The following is a 20,146-nucleotide window of genomic DNA, read 5'->3' as shown; positions in this document are numbered from 1 at the left end:
AGCCTTGGCGCTCGCAAGTGGGGTAAAAATCCGTACGTAGCCGCGAATCGACCGTCGCGCGGCGTTATATCGAAAAACGAAACAAACAAATAAGACGTTTCTCATTCACGAATGTATGCGTTATCGGCATAGTTCGGCGCAGTGCGAAAAAGGCCGCCGACCGGCTGAACACGCAAATACCCAACATGAAATGAGGAAACACCATGAACTGGACGGCCGGCTACAACAATTCGGTTGCCTACACGACCGACTACTATCATGAACAGAGCCCGACCTTCCTGAATGCCTGCCTCGCGATGCAGCGCGTATCGCCACCGTCCCTCGAAAAATTCACCTATTGCGAGCTTGGGTTCGGCCAAGGCCTGACGTCCCTGATTCTTGCCGCAACTCATCCCACCGGCGACTTCTACGCGTGCGATTTCAATCCCTTGCACGTGCTCGCTGCTTCGTCCATACGCAACGAAGCCCGCTTGTCGAATCTCACCTTGCTGGAGAACAGTTTCGATGATCTCGCGCAGGGGAAGGTCGCATTGCCCTTGTTCGATTACATCACCATGCACGGCATCGTCTCGTGGATTTCGGACGAAACCCGTGCGCAGATCATGAGATTCCTGACACGTGATTTGAAGCCGGGCGATGTCGTCCAGGTGAGCTACAACGCGATGGTGGGTTGTGCACAGGTGCTGCCGTTGCAACGCTTGCTGATGCTGGGAGCCGACGGAGGAAACGCTGCGTGGACCCAGGCGTCCGAGTTTGCCAGGAAGATGGTGAATCTCGACGCGCTGCACTTTAAGCGCAACCCGGATTCACTGGGCCGGGTCGAGGGTTTCGACAACCACGATGAACGTTACCTCGTCCACGAGTATCTGCACGAGAAGTGGACGCCGTTTTATTTCACCGACATTGTGCGCGAGATGGCCGGAGCGAAGCTCAGCTTCGCCGGCAGCGCGCGTTTCGCCTACATGTCCCCGGTGGGGTGGCTGGGAGAACAGCAGCGGGAAATGCTGGAGACGGTCACCGATCCCATCGAAGCCGAAGAGCTTCGTGACTACTTCGCGAACCGCAGGTTCCGCTCGGACATCTTCGTGCGTGGAAAAGCGCCTCTGAGTGATCTCCGCCTGCGCGAACAGGCTGAACACATCCATTTGTGGGGGAATCCGGCTGTCCCATACAAAACGGCGGTGGCCCTGGAACACGCGACGCTCACGCGCAGCGACACCTTTCACAAACCGCTCTTTGATCTGTTGCACGGCGCGGAAATGACTTTGGCGCAGGTTTTCGATGCGCCCGAGTTTGCGGGGCTCACGCTCGACGCCATCTTGAAGCTACTTCGTTTGTCGATAGCGGTTGGTGAAACGTTCGTGCGCTACGGCGCGGTACAGCCTCGAACGACGGCTGACCGCTTAAATGCCTTGTTGCTCGCGAAGGCTGAAAGGGGTGAGGCTTTGGGGGCGTTGGCGTCGCCCCGGCAGGGCGGAGGTGCGGGTATCAGCGTACTGGACCAGTTGATGCTCGCGTCGCTGTATGCAAAGGCCGATCCGGCAAAAGCGCTCGCCAGGGATATCGACGAATTGATCGTACGCGTTTCACGTTCGCTGGCTGCGACCGGCCTCAAGCTGCAGGTGGGAAATGCCGATGTTTCGTTGGAAGAGACAAGCACACGCCTGCGTCACATTTTTGAGGATTCGGGCAAGGCGCTCGTGGAGCATGCGATCGGGCTGGACTTCCTGGTTGCCCAAAAAACATCGGGGCAATAAGCAGGACGACAAGAAGAACAATACCCGGCCACAGCGGTTGATAGGCGATGAACCTGTCAACCGCTGCTCCCTATCCTGACGTTACTTCTTCCCCACCATCTCTTCCGGCTTCACCCACTCATCGAATTCGGCTTCGGTCACGAACCCAAGCGCCAGCGCGGACGCTTTCAGGGTCGTGCCTTCCTTGTGCGCCTTCTTCGCGATCTTCGCGGCCTTGTCATAGCCAATATGCGGATTGAGCGCCGTCACGAGCATCAGCGACTCATTCAGCAAGCTCTCGATCCGCGACTCGTTCGGCTCGATCCCGACCGCGCAGTTGTCGTTGAAACTTTGCGCGCCGTCGGCCAGCAGACGCACCGATTGCAGGACGTTGTGCGCGATCATCGGGCGGAAGACGTTGAGTTCGAAATTGCCGCTCGCCCCGCCGATATTCACCGCCACGTCATTCCCAAACACCTGGCAGCACAGCATGGTGACGGCTTCGGATTGCGTCGGGTTGACCTTGCCCGGCATGATCGAGCTACCCGGCTCGTTTTCCGGAATCGACAACTCGCCCAGTCCGCAACGCGGTCCGCTCGAGAGCCAGCGGATGTCGTTGGTGATCTTCATCAAGCTCGCCGCGATGGTCTTCAGCGCGCCATGCGCGAACACGAGCGCGTCGGCGGCGGCCATGACTTCGAACTTGTTCGGCGCGGTTTCGAACGGCAAGCCGGTCAGCTTGCCGATCACGCCAGCGACCTTCACCGCAAACTCGGGATGCGCGTTCAACCCCGTGCCGACCGCGGTACCGCCCAACGCGAGTTGATACAGATGCGGCAAGGTCGATTCAACGTGCCGGATGCCCTGGTCAAGTTGCGCGACATAACCCGAAAACTCTTGCCCAAGCGTAAGCGGCGTTGCGTCCTGCAAATGCGTGCGGCCGATTTTCACGATTGAATCGAACGCCTTCGATTTTTTATCGAGCGTCTCGCGCAAGGTCTTGAGCGACGGCACGAGATGTTTCGTGATCGCGACCGCGGCGGCAATGTGCATCGCGGTCGGGAACACGTCGTTCGACGATTGCCCGCGATTCACGTCGTCGTTCGGATGCACCTTGCGCTCTTCGCCACGCACGCCGCCCATCAACTCGCTGGCCCGGTTCGCAATCACCTCGTTGAGGTTCATGTTGGTCTGCGTGCCGGAACCCGTTTGCCACACGGCGAGCGGGAATTCATCGGGATGTTTGCCCGCCAGGATTTCGTCGGCAGCCGCGATGATCGCCTGCGCTTTATCGGCGGCGAGCACCTTCAGTTCGGCATTCACTTCCGCCGATGCCCGCTTCACGATCGCGAGCGCATCGATCAGTTCAGGCGATTGTTTCTCGCTCGAAATCTTGAAATTCTGCAGGGAACGCTGCGTTTGTGCGCCCCAGAGTTTTGCGTTCGGCACGGCGATTTCGCCGAAAGTGTCCTTCTCGAGTCTTACGTCGTCCGTCATGGCTTCATGCTCCTTCGGCTTGCTTCAGGTTCGGGTTTGAATCGGGGTTTGCCTGCACATTTCAGAATCTGAAAATTCAAAGCTGCGAGTCGACGGGCAGCAGCATGAACAGACCCGTCAACACATTGCGGTAAAGGCCCGCTAGCGGGTCGAAATTGTAGGTGCGCACCTGACCGTCGTCCTCGGTCGTCCAGATGAGGGGGGACATCGGCGAACCGGCGTTCTTCAGGCCCGCAAGCACCGCGGGCGAAGCGAGTTCCACACGATACGCCCTCGCCGGCGCAGTGCCGGCATCGAACAATTGCGCGGCTTCGCTCGCGATTTTCTGGTTGTAGATTACCAGCGCGAGTTCCGTGTTGAGCGACGCCGAGCGCGGGTCCAGATTCATCGACCCAATCACAAGGATACTGCGATCGATCATATAAGCCTTGGCATGCAGGCTTGCGCGCGATTGCGAGCCGAACAGCCCGGCGCGCGGCCGGCGGTCGCCCTCTGCCTGCACTGGCTTGAACTCGTATAACTCTACGCCGGCCGTAAGCATCGGCACGCGATACGGCGCGTAGCCCGCCTGGACCGCGACGGCGTCGGTGGCCGCCAGTGAATTGGTCAGCACTTTCACCTTCACGCCGCGCGCCGTGAGGGCGGCAAGCGCCTTCACGCCAGCGTCGTGCGGCACGAAATACGGCGAAATGATCAGCACTTCGCTATGTGCCTGGTTCGCCAGTTCGACCAGGCGCTGCATGGGCGGGCTTTTGTAGTCCTTGTCGGGATGCTCGATCTTCACCGGTGAGTCAGCTTCGAACTCCGTGCGCGTCCAGGTCAGGCCCAGCCCATCCTGTGCTATCTGCTGGGCGATCGGCGTAGCGTTGAGCGGCTTGGCGTTCAGCGGATCGGCCTGATCTTTCCAGTGCTGGCGCAGGTCGTCGCGGGTCTTGTCGAGATCGGCGGGATCGAATTTTTGCTTGTTCAGCGCGCGCAGCGGATACGCGATCGAGCTGTTCCAGTAATCGTCGAAACTCGCCGATATCGCTTGCGTCGCCGGTCCCGCCACGAACACATCGAGGTCGCGAAACTGCAGGGTCGCGCTCGCGCTGAAGTATTCATCGCCGAGATTACGGCCGCCCACGATCGCGATCTGGTTGTCCGCGATCATCGCCTTGTTGTGCATCCGGCGCGTGAAATGATCGACCTTCGTGAACAGGTTGCGCGTGCGTTCACCGAAACTTTGGGTCGCGCTGCCGAACGGATTGAACACGCGGATATCGATGTTGTCATGCGAATTCAGCGCGGCCATGATCTGGTCGATGTCCTTGAAATTCAGGTCATCGACGAGCATGCGCACCTTGACTCCACGATCCGCCGCGTAAAGCGCCGCGCCGAGCAGCAGCTTGCCCGTGTTGTCTTCGTTGGCGATGTAGTACTGCATGTCGAGCGTCTTGGTCGCCGCGCGAGCGAGCGCGATGCGGGCCTGCAGCGCCTCGGTGCCGGTGGGAAGCAGACGCACGCCGGACTCGTCCGGATGAGCCGCTTCTTTCGGCAGGAGCGCGGTGCGCAAGGGGGTATCGGCGGTGGCGGAGAGCGCGTGCGTGGCGGGGCGGTCGAACGCGGTCGCGGGCGGACGCGTGGCGCAGGCGGCGAGTGTCAGCGCCGTGAGCGCGGCGGCGGCGAACGCGAGGCCGCGCGATAGCCGTGGCGTGGGGTCTCGCGTTGGAGGGATCGGCCGGGATGAAACCTGTGCGGTTTGTGTCGACCCCGTGCGGCTGCTGGAATGCCGGCCTTGTGCGGCCCTGGATATTGATGACTGCGTGGATGGCCGCGTCGACGACCAACTTGATGACCGGGATAACTGCCTGCTGCATTCCGACACGTCCATTCCTCTTGTTTGCCCGAGCGATTTTTCTGAACTGCTTGCGGTTGTTGCGCGCGCAGTGGCCACGTGTAGCGCCGGATCTCGGGAGTACGCCAAGGATCATGCGCGGTTATTTTATGGGAAATCGGCTACGGACACGGGGGATGGGTCGATTTGCGAAAAAGTGGAGCGGCGGTGAGGTGGTGGCTCGTGGCTTGTCTCAAGGCCAACATCGAGCCGTTGAACGCTGGATTCGAGGCCGCGAGGAACCGCGTGATTGGCGATGCACGGACGAAAAAAAGCCCGCTTCGACGAAGCGGGCCTAATACCCCTGTTACTGGATGAATCTCAAGGAGACGGCTTGATCGTATCTCCACGCCGCTCCGATTCCAACCAACAATGTCTGCTTAACTTATGCAGCGGAAACCGCGGCAACCGTGGCAACCGAAGATCCGTAGCCACTGCTTCAGGCCGTATGCTGGGGCGCCTGCCCGGATTTGCCGGGTTCAACTGCGCCGCGCGTGACCAGACGGCGGCTCATGCGATCGAAGCGAAGGGTCATCAGTACCGCGACGCTCGCTAGTCCCGCAGCCAGGCCCCACCACAAACCTTTCGTGCCGCCGTTGAAGTGAAACGCCAACATGTAGCCCGTCGGAAAGCCGATGCCCCAATAACCGAGCGCCGCCGCGAGCATGGGGACGCGCGTGTCCTTCAGTCCGCGCAGCACGCCCGACGCGACCGTCTGCATGCCGTCGACAATCTGGAACACCGCCGCCACCCCCAGCAGTGATGCGGCCAGCGCAACGGTCTGGGCGTTCTTCGGGTCATCGAGATGGAGATATAGCCCGACGATTGCGTGCGGCGCCAGCACCAGCACGCAGCCCGACATCGCCATGAACGCCACGCCCAGCGCGATCGCCACGAACCCGGCGTGGCGCGCGGCCAGAGGCTGCCCTGCGCCGATCCAGTAGCCGACGCGCACGTTCGCTGCCTGGCCAATAGCCAGCGGCACCATGAACGCCACCGACGCCACGTTCAGCGCGATCTGGTGCGCGGCGAGCGGTGCTTCGCCAAGCGTGCCGACGGTCATGCCGGTGGCAAGAAACAGGGTGGATTCGACGCCGTAGGTGATCGCGACCGGCCAGCCGATGCCAAACAGTTCGCCCATCAGCGGCAGGCGCGGCCGCGACGCCACCACAAAATGTTTGTAACGCGGCCGCAAATGCAGGAACGCGATCAGCACCAGCGCTGTCGTCCAGACGGTGATCGTGGTCGCGACTGCCGAGCCGAGAAAGCCGAGTTCCGGCAGGCCGTAGGCGCCGTGAATCAGTCCGTAGTTGAGAAAGCCGTTCACGAACACACCGCCAATCGATACCCACAGCAGCCGCTTCGCCGCACCGATAGCCGGCAGGAACGCGCGCATCATGCCGATCCCGATCAGGCTGCCGGGCGCACCCCAGCGCAGGATCGCGCAATATTCGCCGACGTTCCTGGCCAGCATGGCGGGTTCGTGGAACGCGAGCAGGATCGGTTCGGCGAAGCTCAGCAGCGTGAATGCGGGTATCGCGAGCAGCAGCGACAGCACCAGCCCGGTCCAGTAGATGTTCGGCACGAGGTGATCGTTGTTCGCGCCGCGCGCATGTGACACCGATACGCTCACCGATGTCAGCACGCCTTGCAGCAGCACCACGACCACGAAGAACAGGTTTGCGCCCAGACCACCGGCCGCGAGGGAATCGGGGCCGAGCGAGCCGAGCAGGATGGTGTCGGTGACGCCCATCGCCATTTGCGACAGTTGCGAGATGGCGAGCGGCGCGGCGAGCCTGGCGGTATCGACGGCATGACGGGAAAGGCTTGGCGGCGCGTTCGCGCGGATCATTCTGGATGGCATGGCGGATTATCTGGATACTTTGCTGCACGGCAAAAACCGTGCAAAAACGGCAACGGGCGATGCAGCAAACCGTTACCGGTCCTGCATCGCCCGTTCGTTCCGGCCGCGCTTCAGCTTGTTGGCGTGAAGCTCCGCTTTGAATTTCTGCTATGAATTTCAGCTATGAAACCCGGCTTCGAATCTCAACTTGGAATCTCGGTTTTGAGGCACGCCAACTTGAAAAGCTGGCTTCAACCGTCAACAAGCTGAAAGCGGCGAAAGGGAACGAAAGCCGTCTAGCTTATTGCTTGATCGCGCTTATGTCGATCATGGCGCGGTATTTAACGTTGTCCAGATCGCGCACAGGCGGATCATTTCGGCTTGAGAACCTTGATCGTGGTGTCTTCGATAACCACGGTCTGGCCCGCGCGGATCTTGCACGTCTTGCGCAACTCGATCTTGCCATTGACCTTCACCTCGCCCTCCGCGACGCGTGCTTTCGCCGAGCCGCCGCTATCGGCCAGGCCCATCAGCTTGAGCAGGTTGTGCAGTTCGACGTAGTCGCCCGTGAGCGTGAATTCGAGGCGCGGCATGTGAGCGTTCTTCGCAGGGTGGGGGTGGAAAGGGCGCCCATGATAAACCAGCCGGGCACGCGACGTGCGTCTGCAGCACCAACCCCCGGATATCGGGCGTTTGGCTGTTTGCAATATGTCAGGAAGTGAAACCTTCGGTAACAATGACGCGTTTCAGCGAACTCCAGCGTCCGGCGCCGGGTCAGTCAGAGTGATTGGCGCGTTCTTTTGAGCGTTCATGCCGGTCACCAGAAGTGTAGACGGGTATTTGCGGCGCTGTGCTCCAGGCGCGGTGTTTGAGGACACAACACACATCGCCTGGGCGTCGCGGCTGGTTGCGACGGTTGCAACCGGCCACCCGAATAAAAACTGCCAGAAAGGAAATGAACATGTCGCAAGTCAGGAAAATGCTGTTGGGTACCGCTATTGCCGCCATGGGTCTGTCCGCATCCGCGTTCGCGCAGACCGCGCAGCCTTCAGCCGCCGACGCCGGCCAGATGTCCGCGCCGTCCATGCAAACCGCGCCGCCGCCGCAGAATATCGTCGCACCGGCGCCGACCGATCCGCTGGTCGTGAAGCGCAATGCCAACGCGCAGGCTAATGCTGAATACAAGGCGTCGAAGAAGGCATCGAAGCAGGATTTGAAGGCGACAAACAAGGAAGCGAAGGCGCAGTACAAGGAGCAGGTGAGCAACGCAAAGATCAACAAGAAGGCCGACAAGCAGACCGCCAACGACGAACTCAAGGCCACCGAGCCGGACGGTCCGAAGGACACCGGCTTGCAGCACTAAGTTTTCAGCGCGATGAATAGAACGCGGCCCCTTCAGCGGGCCGCAGCAAGGAGGAATTCATGACTACGACCACGAAGCGCTTATGCGCTGCATTACTCGCGGGTGTATTCGCGACCGCCGCGACCGTTTCGGTTGCGCAGACGCAGACCACCGCGGAACCTACGCACGCCGACACAAAAGCAGCGAAGAAGCAGACCAAAGCGGACAAGGATGCGAATGTAGCGCAGGCCAAGGCGGACAAGAAAAAGACGGAAGCGCAGTCAAAGGCGGATCAAGCCGCCGCCGATGCGAACCTGAAAAACGCGAAGAAAGCAGACTGATTCGCGACAAGTTCCGCTGTAGGGAAGTGATGATGGCCCGGTGCGTGCAAGCGCATCGGGCCATTTATTTTATAGGGCCAAAAGCCTGCTGCATCAGTCGCTTGCGTGGAAGAGTTGTATGGATATACAGTGTGCGTCACCCTTTTTTAAAGCCACACGACGTGCTCACGCTCAATTCCGCCACCGACGACGATCTCGCGCCCAAGCCGGCGCGGGAGGACATCGCGTCGTATCTGACCAAACTGAATGACGCGCAGCGCGAGGCGGTCGAGTACGGCACGCAGGCGTCGAACGCGGGCGACCCGGCCGGCGCGCTGCTGGTGATCGCCGGGGCGGGATCGGGCAAGACGAATACGCTGGCGCATCGCGTGGCACATTTGCTGGTGAAGGGCGCGGACCCGCACAGGATCCTCTTGCTGACGTTTTCGCGGCGCGCAGCCAGCGAGATGACCCGGCGCGTGACGCGTATCGCCGTGAACGCTCTGGGTAACCGCAGCGTGATCGCGCAAGGCCTCACCTGGTCTGGCACCTTCCATAGCGTGGGCGCGCGTTTGTTACGCGATTACGCGGATCTCGTGGGGTTATCGCCGTCGTTCACCATCAACGACCGCGAGGATTCCGCCGATCTCATGAACCTCGTGCGGCACGAACTCGGGTTATCGGCGAAAGAAAAGCGCTTTCCGGCCAAATCCACGTGCTTCGCCATCTACTCGCGCGTGGTCAACACCGGCGTGTCGCTTGCCGCCGTGCTCGACCAGGCGTTCCCGTGGTGCCGCGAATGGGAAGACGACCTGCGCCGGTTGTTCGCCGCGTACGTCAACGCGAAGCAGCAGCAAAGTGTGCTCGACTACGACGATTTGTTGTTGTACTGGGCGCATCTCGCCGCCGAGCCGTCCATTGCGGCGGAGCTGTCGAGCCGTTTCGACCACGTGCTCGTCGATGAATACCAGGACACGAACAAGCTACAGGCGTCCATCCTGCTTTCGATGAAACCCGACGGCCGCGGCCTGACGGTAGTCGGCGACGACGCCCAGTCCATCTATTCGTTTCGCGGCGCGACGGTGCGCAACATTCTCGACTTCCCGAATCACTTCAATCCGCCCGCGAAATGCGTGACGCTGGAGCGCAATTACCGTTCGACACAGCCCATTCTCGCGGCATCGAATGCGGTGATCGGTCTCGCCGCCGAGCGTTATACGAAGAACTTGTGGACCGACAAGGCATCGGCGCAACGGCCGCGCCTGGTCTCGGTGGCCGATGAAGCCGATCAGGCGCGTTATGTCGTCGAGCAGGTGCTGGAGGCGCGTGAAGGCGGTATGACGCTCAAGCAGCAAGCGGTGCTGTTTCGCGCCGCGCATCATAGCGCCGCGCTCGAAATCGAGCTCACGCGGCGCAACATCCCGTTCGTGAAGTTCGGCGGCCTGAAATTCCTCGACTCCATCCACGTGAAGGACGTGCTGGCGGTCTTGCGCTGGGGCGAGAACCCGCGGGACCGCGTGGCCGGGTTTCGCGTGCTGCAGTTGCTGCCGGGGGTTGGGCCTGCCATCGCCGGGCGAGCACTCGATCAGGTGGCCGAGCGCGGCGACACGCCGGCCGCGTTGGCCGCATTCGCCGCGCCGTTGCGCGCGAGCGAAGACTGGCCGGTGCTCGTCGCGATGATGTCGAAGGTGTGCGCGCGCGAAAGCGGCTGGCCCGCTGAATTCGAGATGATCCGGCGCTGGTACGAACCGCATCTGGAGCGCAATCACGAAGACGCGTCAATTCGTCATGGCGACGTGTTGCAGATGGAAAGCATCGCGTCCACTTATCCCACGCGCGAGCGTTTTCTCACCGAACTGACGCTCGATCCGCCCGATGCCACCAGTGACGAATCGGGTGTGCCGCTCATCGACGAGGATTATCTGATTCTCTCGACCATCCATTCGGCCAAGGGCCAGGAGTGGAAGAACGTGTTCGTGCTCAATGGCGTGGATGGCTGCATTCCATCCGATATGGGCACGGGCAGCGACGAGGAAATCGATGAAGAAAGGCGGCTGTTATACGTCGCCATGACGCGTGCGAAAGAGGACTTGCACATTGTCACGCCGCAGCGTTTCTACGTGCACAACCAGACTCATATGGGTGACCGGCATATCTGGGCGGCGCGTACGCGTTTCATTCCCCCGCATCTGATGCCGCAGTTCGAAGCGTGCGCGTGGCCGCCGGTTCCTGAGCCCAGCGCGCCGACGGCGGCGGGGCTAGCCGCTGCGGCGAAGGCGAAAGTCGATATCGCCGCGCGGCTCAAGAAGATGTGGGAGTGAAGGGGTTCAAACTCAACGTTCCGCGCGCGAAGGCTTCGGCATTTTGCGCTCGGGCGTAAAGATCGTACGCAGCCAGTTGCCGAAGCGGGTGAAACCGTCGTACGGCTCTTCAATAAAAATTTCCGGCTTGATCATGCGTAACTGTTCGAGCACTTGCTGCGCTTCCTGCTTTGAAATCGAGCCATGAAACATGCCGAGGCGCAGCAGGCAGCGCAGTTCACCGAGCTTCTCGCGCGACGTCGATCCCACACTGTGTTCGGTCGCAATCTTGGTTTCGTACACGCGTTGACGCAGTGAATCGGCGAGACGCCATGCGGGCGTCTGCATTTTCATCTCCAGCTCCTGGATGTCCGATGCTGCCGCTTTGATCTGGGACGCGAGCGTGTCGATCTGTGCCGGGTCGCCGTTTGCTTCGGTCACGATAGCCGTGGCCCACGCGCGTGACGCCTTCACGAGATCGTCCGGTTTCCAGTCCGAGCGCACCGCGAAGCCGAAACCGTGTTCAGCGGCTTGACGCATCATCATTTCGACGACGTCCGGGAATTCCTTGTCGAGCGCACGTTTCGCCCATGCGTACTGACCGTTCTGCAGCATTCGCTGGACGGCCAGTTCGGTGAGCGGCGTGGGGTTGTCGAGCAGTTTTGCCCGCAGGAAATCCTCGAACGTAGGCGTGACGAATTGCGGGTCGAACTTGAGCGATAGACGAATCAACGTCTCGAAGTCGCGGCGTAGAGCCGCGATCGTTTCGTCTTTAAATGAAAGGGTGATCTGACCCATGATGTTTCCCGGTTCCCGATCCCGTTGGCCGGGTTGAGCCGGCGCGGGAAGACAGTCGGCGTCGCCATGAGGGCGACGGCCGTTCGTCTTTATATCGGCGCGGGGAGGGGAAAACTTTAGGCCAGCTTTCAACTGTCAGGTCAAAGGCCGGCCAAGCGGCGCTCCCGTCTTATTTGACGGGAATTGTCGTACCGGCGGGCATGGGTACCGCTGTCACGCTGTTCTTCGCGCTCCCGGTCGTAATCCGGTCGCTATACGTCAGATAGACCAGCGTATTGCGCTTGGCATCGACAATACGCACCACGTGCAAGGTCTTGAAAATGAACGACATACGTTCCGAGAATACATCGGATTTCTGCTTGAGTGGCGCATCGATCCTGATCGGCGCGACCTGGCGGCAAGCTATCGATGCCTCAGACGGGTCTTCGGCTATTCCAAGCGTTCCTTTAACGCCGCCCGTGCGCGCGCGGGAGACGTAACACGTGACGCCCGCGACTGCCGGGTCGTCGTAGGCTTCGACCGAGACGCGATCCGAGCCGGTAAACCGGAAATTCGTGTTGACGCTGGCGATTTCCTCGGCGTGAAGACCGGGAACGGCAAGCAGCGCCGCAAGCGACGCAAGTACGGGGAGAGCGCGTTTCATCGGAATCCTTCGGGGAATGAGGAATTAAAAAAGGCGTCGTATTGTAACGACGCCTTCGTTCAGTCCACGTGAAACCGCATTCCGCGCGTTCGCGTTCAATAGTGTGCGCAATGCGGCGGTCAGTGAAAGATCAGATACAGGATCACCAACACGATCACCGGCACGCCAAGCAGCCAACCCAGTAGATAAGGCATTGTCTTCCTCCAGTCGATCTCTGATTCGATGAATCCAGTATCGATGAGAGGCCGGTCCGCCGATACCCGCGAGCGTCCTATTCGACTGTAGGCGGGTTCCTATCGACGGCATGGCGGGCGGCACGTTTTTTTTCGCCTCGTTTTTACCTCACGCGCAGGGCGTAGCGCGTGATTTGCCTGTATCGCTCGTTGGGGCGCAACACGACGTCTTCCGCGTCGTCCATGTTGATCTGGTTTGGAAATCCGCCTGCTTCCAGGCAGAGCGCGCCGTGTTTCTGATAGGTCACGCCGCGCTTGCCCGGCACGCCTTCAAGACTGTTGCTGGTGTAGAACACCAACCCGCGTTCGGTGGTCGAGACAATCAGCTCGCGTCCGCTGCCCGGATGATAAACGGCCGCGACACGCCGCATTTCCGGCAGTTCGGTGACCGGCGCTGCGGTGCGCAATACATAACAATGATCGATACCGCCGCCCGCCAGCGTGACTTGCTCGTTGTCGCGGGTGTGGAGACGCGGTCCGAGAAGCGCGGCCGTGCGGAAGTCGAACGGGGTATTGGCGACGTCTTCCAGATGGGTCGGAATCGTATGTTTATCGATGGCGAAAAACTGATCGGCGGCGAGCTCGATCTCGTGATCGTCGATAGTCGTCAAGTCCACGCCCGACAAGTTGAAGTACGCGTGGTTCGTGAGATTGAGCGGCGTGGGGGCGTCCGTGAAGGCATGGTAGGTGATCGTCAGTTCGCCCGCGTCGGTGAACGTGTAGGTCACCTGGACGGTGAGCGTGCCGGGGAAACCGCTGTCGCCGGCGGGCGATTCCAGCGTGAGGACCAATGCGTCCTCGGTGTGCCGGGCTTGCCAGAGTTTGTGGCTGAAGCCCTGGAAGCCGCCGTGCAGTGAGTTCGGCGGCTGATTGGCTTCGAGCTGGTACTCCACGCCGTCGAGTGAAAAGCGAGCGTCCGCGATGCGGTTCGCCCAGCGTCCGACGATCGCGCCCATGTAGGCAGGACCGGTTGTGTACTCAGAAGGAGTGTCGTGGCCGAGCAGGATATCGGCCAGATGGCCGTCGCGATCCGGCGCGAGCCAGGAGACGAGGGCCGCGCCCAGATTGGTCACCGATACCGCCAAGCCATTGTCATGGCTGAGCGTGTGGAGATCGACGGGCGTGCCGTCCGCGAGATTGCCCCAGTGGGCGCTGGAAATAGTCATGGTGTGGTCTCCGGATTCTGATTTTTTGCGGGATGGCGGGGTGCTTCAGGCTTGGATAAGCGGAGTAAGCGGTCGCGATAAAGCGCGCTGACGTAATCCAGATGGGCGCCTGCGGCTTCGCGGGCGCGTGGTGGATCGCGGGCGAGGATGGCATCGAAGATAGCTTGATGTTGCGCCAGCAAGTTCGCTTCCACGTCGTTGTCGTAGTCGACCAGCCGGTGCGATGTCAGCATTGATTCGCGCACGAGTTCTTGCAGGCCGTGCATCACGTGGGCCAGGGCGAGGTTGTGGGTGGCATCGGCAATAGCGAGATGGAATGCGGCGTCGTGTTCCGCTATGTGGGTGCGTTTTGGTTCGATCGCGGCGGTTTTCAGTGCGTTGAACGCGTCCGTGATGCGCGCCAGATCACTTGGGGTTGCCCGTTCCGCCGCGTAGCCCGTTGCGAGCGATTCGAGGCCGTGACGGAGTTCGAGGACATCGGCGCTGGCGGTTGGATGCTGGCTCAGTAACGCGGCGAGCGGCGCGGAGACGAGCGGTGCGGTGACATCCGATACGACGAAGCCGCTGCGCGCAGCAGTCTGGATAAATCCATCCGATTCCAGCCGGATCAGCGCTTCACGCAGCGATGGGCGCGAGACGTTGAGTTGTTCCGCGAGATCGCGTTCGGCGGGGAGGCGCTGCCCGGGCGTTAATGCGCCGCTCGTGATCAGCGCCCGGATCTGGTCGGAGACGACATCGGCGATGCGTGTGCGGGTGTAGGAATGGACGGGTTTAAAAGGCATGAAAGGAGATGTTCGTTCGCACTCGGGGTTTGGGGTTGGTCCGGGGGGTGGTCTTGGGGTTAGGGGGCCAGGCTCCTAGGTCAGCGGTCTGAGTCAGTGCCGGGTTGCTGCTTTCGGCGTCAGTGGTCTGCGAGAGTCGGATTTTCTCTTTATCGCTGTTAGCCACTGTGCGTGGCGGCACGTCGTTTCTTTGTCCAAAGCGACAAAGAAACGACGCAAAGAAAGCGCTTTTAAAACACGCTACCCTAAGTGTCCACAGCGTGCAGTTTTGATTCATGGGTGCCCCAAAAGCACGGTGCTCGCCAGAGCCACGGATGTATGAACCCCTCCTTCTCGCGAATCCTGACACGAACACGCTTCGCCCCGTACGCTCTCGGGCAAGCACCATTGCCAAGGAACCCGCGCGGCCTCACGCGTTCTGGCTGCCGCGCTCTTCGCGTGTCAGCTACGTGGTCCGACGGTTATGTCGGTAGGTCACGGCACCACGCGTGTTACTGCTCCAGTTTTGCTGAGTTACCCGCGTGGCCCCCACAGTTATTTGCGTGGGTGCGGCCGCGGATAACCGACCTTCGAATTTGTACGCGTCTCGAACCACGCCGCCAACCTACCAAGTAATAAAGCCCCAAAATATGCAAGGCCGTAGCCGACGAAAATAGCGGTGTAGGCCGCGTAGCCAACTCACCAAAGACTGAGGCAGTAAATACGCGTCGCGTCGAGCTGCTACGGATCAAGCTGTGACCCCACAAAATAACCACGCCGACCAAGCAGCCAATCCACCAAAAAACGAAGCATGCAGAACGCGTGAGGCCGTACCGGTTCCTGGGCAATTCGTGCTTGCCCGAGAGCGTTGGGGGCGAAGCGTGTTCATGTCAGGATTCGCGAGAAGGAGGGGTTCAAACATCCGTGGTGGTTCCTTGGCAATGGTGCTTGCCCGAGAGCGTTGGGGCGAAGCGTGTTCATGTCAGGATTCGCGAGAAGGAGGGGTTCACACATCCATGGTGGTTCCTTGGCAATGGTGCTTGCCCGAGAGCGTTGGGGGCGAAGCGTGTTCATGTCAGGATTCGCGAGAAGGAGGGGTTCCCGCATCCGTGGTGGTTCCTTGGAAATGGTGCTTGCCCGAGGGCGTTGGGGGCGAAGCGTGTTCATGTCAGGATTCGCGAGAAGGAGGGGTTCCCGCATCCGTGGTGGTTCCTTGGAAATGGTGCTTGCCCGAGAGCGTTGGGGGCGAAGCGTGTTCGTGTCAGGATTCGCGAGAAGGAGGGGTTCACACATCCTTCGCTCTGGCGAGCACCGTGCTTTTGGGGCACCTATGAATAGAAACTGCACGCTGTGGACACTTAGGGTAGCGTGGTTGAAAGCGTTTTCTTTGCTTCGTTTCTTTGTCGCTTTGGACAAAGAAATGACGTGCCGCCACGCACAGTGGCTAATAGTGATAAAGAGAAAATCCGACTCTCGCAGACTGCTAACGCTGAAAGCAACAACCCGGCATTGACCCCGACCACGAACCCCAGAACCGACCAACCCGCCCCCACCCGCTGCCCCCCTCACCCCCTCCCCAAAAAAAGCGCCAGCGACCCCATTCGGCCATCGACCCCATTTGACTTGAAACACTGCAAACTTTAAAGTCGTGGTCAGACCAAGCTTACCAACTTGGCGCAAGTTTACCAAACTTCAAAAACCGCCTGTTTTCAGGCCACCCCGCCCAATGAAAGTCGCCCTGTTCGTTCCCTGTTTCATCGATGCGTTCTATCCCGAAGTCGGCATCGCGACACTCGAATTGCTCGAACGCCTGGGCGTAGAAGTCGATTACCCAGAGGAACAAACCTGCTGTGGCCAGCCAATGGCGAACAGCGGCGCGCAAAAAGAAGCGGCCGGCGCCGAGCGCGTATTCGCCCGCAATTTCGCTGATTACGACTACGTGGTCGGCCCATCGGCGAGTTGTATCCATCACGTGCGCGAGCATCTAACGGCCATCGAGCAGACCGCATCCGTGCGCAAGGTCCGGACGAGCGCCTACGAACTCGTCGAATTTCTCCACGATGTCCTGAAAGTGCGCGAATTCCCATGGGCCGAATTCCCGCACCGCGTGGGCTTGCACAATAGCTGCAGCGCGATCCGACATTTGAAGGAAGTCTCGGCATCGGAAATTGGCGGGGCGCCGTTTTCCAAACCCCGCACGCTACTCGAAGGCGTCAAAGGCATCGAGTTCGTCACGCTCACACGCCCCGACGAATGCTGCGGCTTCGGCGGCACGTTTTCAGTGACCGAAGAAGCGGTATCGGTGAGGATGGGGCAGGACAAGGTCCGCGATCACCTCGGCGCGGGCGCGCGATATATTGTCTCCGGCGATATGTCCTGCCTCATGCATCAGCAAGGCTGCGCCGAACGCCTGAAACTCGATGCCCGGTTTATCCACATCGCCCAAGTCCTGAACGGAGCACGCTCATGAGCGACGTCGTGAAGGGAAAAAGCAAACGGCTCGACCACGCGAAGGCGGCGGGCGCGTTCATCGCGAAGGAAGATCACGTCGCTTTCCACGATAAACGCCTCTGGGATCTGCGCAGCAAACGTGACGCCCAAGCCCACGGCATACCCGAATGGGAGACGCTGCGCGACCTGGCATCGGGGATCAAGGAACACACGCTTTCGAATCTCGCCGATTATCTCGACCAGTTCATCACCCAGGCCGAGTCGCACGGCGTGATCGTGCATTACGCGTCGACGGCCGAAGAGCACAACGAAATCGTCTACCAGTTGATGTCCGAGCGGGGCCTCACCACGCTGGTCAAAAGCAAATCCATGCTCACCGATGAATGCAAGATGCGCGAGTACATCGAGCCGCGCGGCATCACGGTGATGGAAACGGACCTCGGCGAGCGCATCCAGCAACTGGATAATCAGGACCCAAGCCACATGGTCGTGCCCGCCGTGCATAAACTTCGCGCGGATGTCGCCGAACTTTTTGGCCGCACGATCGGCACCGATCCCAAGAACAGCGATATCCACTATCTCGCCGAAAGCCAGCGCATGAACACGCGCCCGTATTTCGTGCGCGAAAAGACTGCGGGCATGACCGGCTGCAACTTCGCGGTCGCGGAGACCGGAACGGTCGTCGTGTGCACGAACGAGGGTAATGCGGATTTGTCGGCGAATGTGCCGCCATTGCACATTGCATCGATCGGTATCGAAAAGCTGATTCCGAGGATTTCCGATCTCGGCGTATTTATCCGCATGCTGTCGCGCAGTGCGCTCGGTTCGCCGATCACGCAATACACCTCGCATTTTCGTGCGCCCCGGCCGGGCTCGGAGATGCACTACATCCTTGTCGATCATGGCCGTTCCGAACGCCTCGCGATGGAGGATTTCTGGTACTCGCTCAAATGCATCCGCTGCGGCGCCTGCATGAATACGTGCCCGGTGTATCGGCGCAGCGGTGGCTTGTCGTACGGCTTTACGTACTCCGGGCCGATCGGCGCGATCATCAATCCTACTTACGATATGAAACGCTTCAGCAGCCTGCCGTTTGCATCGACGCTCAATGGCAGTTGCACGAACGTCTGCCCCACGAAGGTCAACATTCACGAGCAGATCTACAAGTGGCGCGAAGTCATCGCGGCGAATCATGAAGTGCCGTTCGTGAAGCAGGAAGTGTTGAAAATGGCGGGGCGCTTGCTGGCCAGTCCGACGCTGTATCGAGGCACCGTTGCGTCGCTGGGCGGCGCGCTTAAGCGGCTGCCGAACTTCGTGCTCTATAACCCGCTGAACATCTGGGGCCGGCAACGCGATCTGCCCGAAACGCCCGCTGAAACCTTCCACGAGTGGTACAAGAAAAATCGCAAGGCAGCAAAATGACGATGACCACGCGTGACGTTTTTCTCGCCAAGATCCGCGCGGCGCAACCGGCTGCAAGGCCGCGCCCCGACGTACCGCTCTTCGATACCCCGCCCGGTGAACGCCTCGAACGCTTTCGCACCGCCCTGACCGCGATGGGAGGGACAATCATCGAAGGCGAATCGCTGGACACGGTGCGTGCGCTGCTCGCCGAGCGTCTCGCCCCGGACGCGATAGTCGCGTCGGCCGTGCCGGGTATAGAAGGAAACCGCGCGCTCACCGCCGATATGTCGCCCGCGTTACTGCAGGACGTCGATGCCGGCGTGGTACGCGCGCGCTTCGGCGTGGCGGAAACGGGCTCGGTGTGGTTCAGCGAGGACGAATACATCGTCAATTCGATCGGTTATCTCGTGCAGCATCTGATCGTGCTGCTCGATCCCGCGCAGATTGTGGATGGGCTGCAGGATGTGTATCGACGCGATGACTTCAAGGCCGCGCGTTATGCCGTGCTGGTGACGGGGCCATCGGCGACGGCGGATATCGAAGGCGTGCTGATTCGCGGCGCGCAAGGCGTGCGGTCGCTGACGGTGGTGTTGCTCGCGGCTTAGATCGAGAGTGCGTTCATACGTGACGCCAAGCGCAGAAAGGCCGTTCCAACTCGCGTTGGAACGGCCTTTTAATCTCTTCGGATCGAATCCCCGCTGCTTGCAGCGTAAGCGATCTTTGCCGTGTCCGTCAGGGCACTGGAGCCAGACCCGAGGCGCGAAGCGTACGAGTCTCTGTGCAGCAATACCCCGCTGCTTGCGGCGGGGAAGCTTATTACGGACTTTACTGAGCGCCGAGCTTCTTGATCAGCACATCGAGTTGCGCCATTTCGTCTTCGGTCAGATCGGTCAGCGGCGCGCGCACGGGGCCGGCGCTGCGACCAATCAGCTTCGCCCCTGCCTTCACGATACTCACTGCATAACCCGCTTTGCGGTTACGAATCGCCAGATACGGCATGAAGAACTCATCGAGCAGAAGGCCAGTCGTCGCATGATCCTGCGATACCACCGCTTTATAAAACTCCATCGCGGTTTTCGGAATGAAGTTGAATACCGCCGATGAATACACCGGCACGCCCAGCGCCTTGTACGCTTCGGCATAAACCTCGGCCGTCGGCAAACCGCCGAGATACGAGAACCGGTCGCCCAACCGGCGACGGATCGTCACCATGTTTTCGATCTCACCCACGCCGTCCTTGAAGCCGATCAGGTTCGGGCAGGTATCGGCGAGCCGTTCGAGCATGTCGGCGTTGAGCTTCGAATTGGCGCGGTTATACACGATCACGCCAATATTCTTCACCGCCTTGCACACCTGTTCGACGTGCGCGGCAATGCCTTCCTGGCTGGCTTCAGTCAGGTAATGCGGCATCAGCAAAATGCCGTTCGCACCAAGCCGTTCGGCCTCCTGTGCATATGCTATAGCCACCCGCGTCGCGCCACCCGCACCGGCGAGGATCGGCACACGGCCCTTGCAGGTTTCCGTCGCTGTGCGAATCACGTTTGAATATTCGCTCTGCGTCAGCGAGAAAAATTCGCCCGTGCCGCCGGCCGCGAACAACGCCGTCGCGCCATAGGGCGCAAGCCACTCCAGACGCGCGGCATAGGTATCAGCGCGGAAATCGCCTTGTTCGTCGAAGTCGGTCAGCGGAAAGGACAGCAGCCCTTCGGAAACGATTTGCTTGAGCTCTTGAGGTGTCGTCATGGTCGGTCGCGAGTTGGTTTTTGAATCAGCAGT

General features: G+C 60.4%; 17 protein-coding genes. 8 read left to right on the top strand and 9 right to left on the bottom strand.

Going from position 1 to position 20,146, the window contains the following annotated elements; all coding sequences use genetic code 11:
* Window positions 1-203 precede the first annotated feature (203 nt).
* Entirely contained in the window at window positions 204-1,757 is a 1,554-nt protein-coding gene (locus ACSQ36_RS13855) for a class I SAM-dependent methyltransferase (RefSeq protein WP_436182296.1), read from the top strand.
* Between the two features lie 81 nt (window positions 1,758-1,838).
* Here the strand turns inward: ACSQ36_RS13855 and fumC are convergent, their stop codons facing one another.
* The 3 genes from fumC to ACSQ36_RS13840 all read right to left on the bottom strand — a co-directional run bounded on the left by fumC (window position 1,839) and on the right by ACSQ36_RS13840 (window position 6,973).
* Window positions 1,839-3,233: a class II fumarate hydratase gene (gene fumC, locus ACSQ36_RS13850; protein WP_436182295.1), complete on the bottom strand. Its 1,395-nt coding sequence runs from the start codon at window positions 3,231-3,233 to the stop codon at window positions 1,839-1,841.
* Between the two features lie 76 nt (window positions 3,234-3,309).
* The gene (locus ACSQ36_RS13845; protein WP_436183174.1) at window positions 3,310-4,950 is read right to left on the bottom strand and encodes a phospholipase D family protein; all 1,641 of its coding nucleotides are present in this window, start codon (window positions 4,948-4,950) and stop codon (window positions 3,310-3,312) included.
* A gap of 598 nt (window positions 4,951-5,548) precedes the next feature.
* Window positions 5,549-6,973 carry an MATE family efflux transporter gene (locus tag ACSQ36_RS13840; protein ID WP_436182294.1) on the bottom strand — a complete coding sequence of 475 codons (1,425 nt, stop codon included), beginning with the start codon at window positions 6,971-6,973 and terminating at the stop codon, window positions 5,549-5,551.
* Here ACSQ36_RS13840 and ACSQ36_RS13835 point away from each other — a divergent pair.
* On the top strand, window positions 6,972-7,100 hold the full coding sequence (locus tag ACSQ36_RS13835; RefSeq protein WP_436182293.1) for a hypothetical protein: 129 nt from the start codon (window positions 6,972-6,974) through the stop codon (window positions 7,098-7,100). The genes ACSQ36_RS13840 and ACSQ36_RS13835 overlap by 2 nt on opposite strands.
* Before the next feature lie 223 nt (window positions 7,101-7,323).
* On the opposite strand, the gene ACSQ36_RS13830 is transcribed toward ACSQ36_RS13835, so the two are convergent.
* Entirely contained in the window at window positions 7,324-7,545 is a 222-nt protein-coding gene (locus ACSQ36_RS13830) for an RNA-binding S4 domain-containing protein (protein WP_213769020.1), read from the bottom strand.
* Between the two features lie 368 nt (window positions 7,546-7,913).
* Here ACSQ36_RS13830 and ACSQ36_RS13825 point away from each other — a divergent pair, with 368 nt between their 5' ends.
* The 3 genes from ACSQ36_RS13825 (at window position 7,914) to ACSQ36_RS13815 (ending at window position 10,935) form a co-directional block, all read left to right on the top strand.
* Window positions 7,914-8,315 carry a hypothetical protein gene (locus ACSQ36_RS13825; RefSeq protein ID WP_436182292.1) on the top strand — a complete coding sequence of 134 codons (402 nt, stop codon included), beginning with the start codon at window positions 7,914-7,916 and terminating at the stop codon, window positions 8,313-8,315.
* A gap of 59 nt (window positions 8,316-8,374) precedes the next feature.
* Complete coding sequence (locus ACSQ36_RS13820) at window positions 8,375-8,635, top strand: hypothetical protein (RefSeq protein ID WP_213769022.1); 261 nt, start codon at window positions 8,375-8,377, stop codon at window positions 8,633-8,635.
* A gap of 221 nt (window positions 8,636-8,856) precedes the next feature.
* A complete protein-coding gene (locus tag ACSQ36_RS13815; RefSeq protein WP_436183173.1) occupies window positions 8,857-10,935 on the top strand; it encodes an ATP-dependent helicase in 2,079 nt (692 codons plus the stop codon).
* A 12-nt stretch (window positions 10,936-10,947) separates the two neighbouring features.
* Here the strand turns inward: ACSQ36_RS13815 and ACSQ36_RS13810 are convergent, their stop codons facing one another.
* The 4 genes from ACSQ36_RS13810 to ACSQ36_RS13795 all read right to left on the bottom strand — a co-directional run bounded on the left by ACSQ36_RS13810 (window position 10,948) and on the right by ACSQ36_RS13795 (window position 14,536).
* A complete protein-coding gene (locus ACSQ36_RS13810) occupies window positions 10,948-11,712 on the bottom strand; it encodes a DUF4088 family protein (RefSeq protein ID WP_213769024.1) in 765 nt (254 codons plus the stop codon).
* Between the two features lie 169 nt (window positions 11,713-11,881).
* Window positions 11,882-12,355 (bottom strand): CreA family protein, encoded by a 474-nt coding sequence (locus ACSQ36_RS13805; RefSeq protein ID WP_213769025.1) that lies wholly within the window; start codon window positions 12,353-12,355, stop codon window positions 11,882-11,884.
* Window positions 12,356-12,692: 337 nt separating this feature from the next.
* Window positions 12,693-13,754, bottom strand: a complete 1,062-nt coding sequence (locus tag ACSQ36_RS13800) for an aldose epimerase family protein (RefSeq protein WP_436182291.1) — start codon at window positions 13,752-13,754, stop codon at window positions 12,693-12,695.
* Window positions 13,751-14,536: a FadR/GntR family transcriptional regulator gene (locus ACSQ36_RS13795; RefSeq protein ID WP_436182290.1), complete on the bottom strand. Its 786-nt coding sequence runs from the start codon at window positions 14,534-14,536 to the stop codon at window positions 13,751-13,753. The genes ACSQ36_RS13800 and ACSQ36_RS13795 overlap by 4 nt, the downstream gene beginning before the upstream one ends.
* Window positions 14,537-16,241: 1,705 nt before the next feature.
* On the opposite strand from ACSQ36_RS13795, the gene ACSQ36_RS13790 reads away from it, so the two are divergent.
* From ACSQ36_RS13790 to ACSQ36_RS13780, 3 genes are read left to right on the top strand one after another with little or no spacing between them, the layout of a single operon-like run.
* Entirely contained in the window at window positions 16,242-16,985 is a 744-nt protein-coding gene (locus tag ACSQ36_RS13790) for a (Fe-S)-binding protein (RefSeq protein WP_436182289.1), read from the top strand.
* The gene (locus tag ACSQ36_RS13785) at window positions 16,982-18,388 is read left to right on the top strand and encodes a lactate utilization protein B (RefSeq protein ID WP_436182288.1); all 1,407 of its coding nucleotides are present in this window, start codon (window positions 16,982-16,984) and stop codon (window positions 18,386-18,388) included. Before ACSQ36_RS13790 ends, ACSQ36_RS13785 begins: the two co-directional genes overlap by 4 nt.
* Window positions 18,389-18,390: 2 nt before the next feature.
* The gene (locus ACSQ36_RS13780; RefSeq protein WP_436182287.1) at window positions 18,391-18,975 is read left to right on the top strand and encodes a LutC/YkgG family protein; all 585 of its coding nucleotides are present in this window, start codon (window positions 18,391-18,393) and stop codon (window positions 18,973-18,975) included.
* A gap of 220 nt (window positions 18,976-19,195) precedes the next feature.
* Here the strand turns inward: ACSQ36_RS13780 and kdgD are convergent, their stop codons facing one another.
* Entirely contained in the window at window positions 19,196-20,113 is a 918-nt protein-coding gene (gene kdgD / locus ACSQ36_RS13775; protein WP_436182286.1) for a 5-dehydro-4-deoxyglucarate dehydratase, read from the bottom strand.
* Window positions 20,114-20,146: the final 33 nt, after the last annotated feature.

Origin of the sequence: Caballeronia sp. LjRoot34, from assembly GCF_964253815.1 — a bacterium.
In the GTDB taxonomy this organism is placed as follows: domain Bacteria; phylum Pseudomonadota; class Gammaproteobacteria; order Burkholderiales; family Burkholderiaceae; genus Caballeronia.
This window is presented reverse-complemented; position numbering and strand designations above follow the sequence as displayed.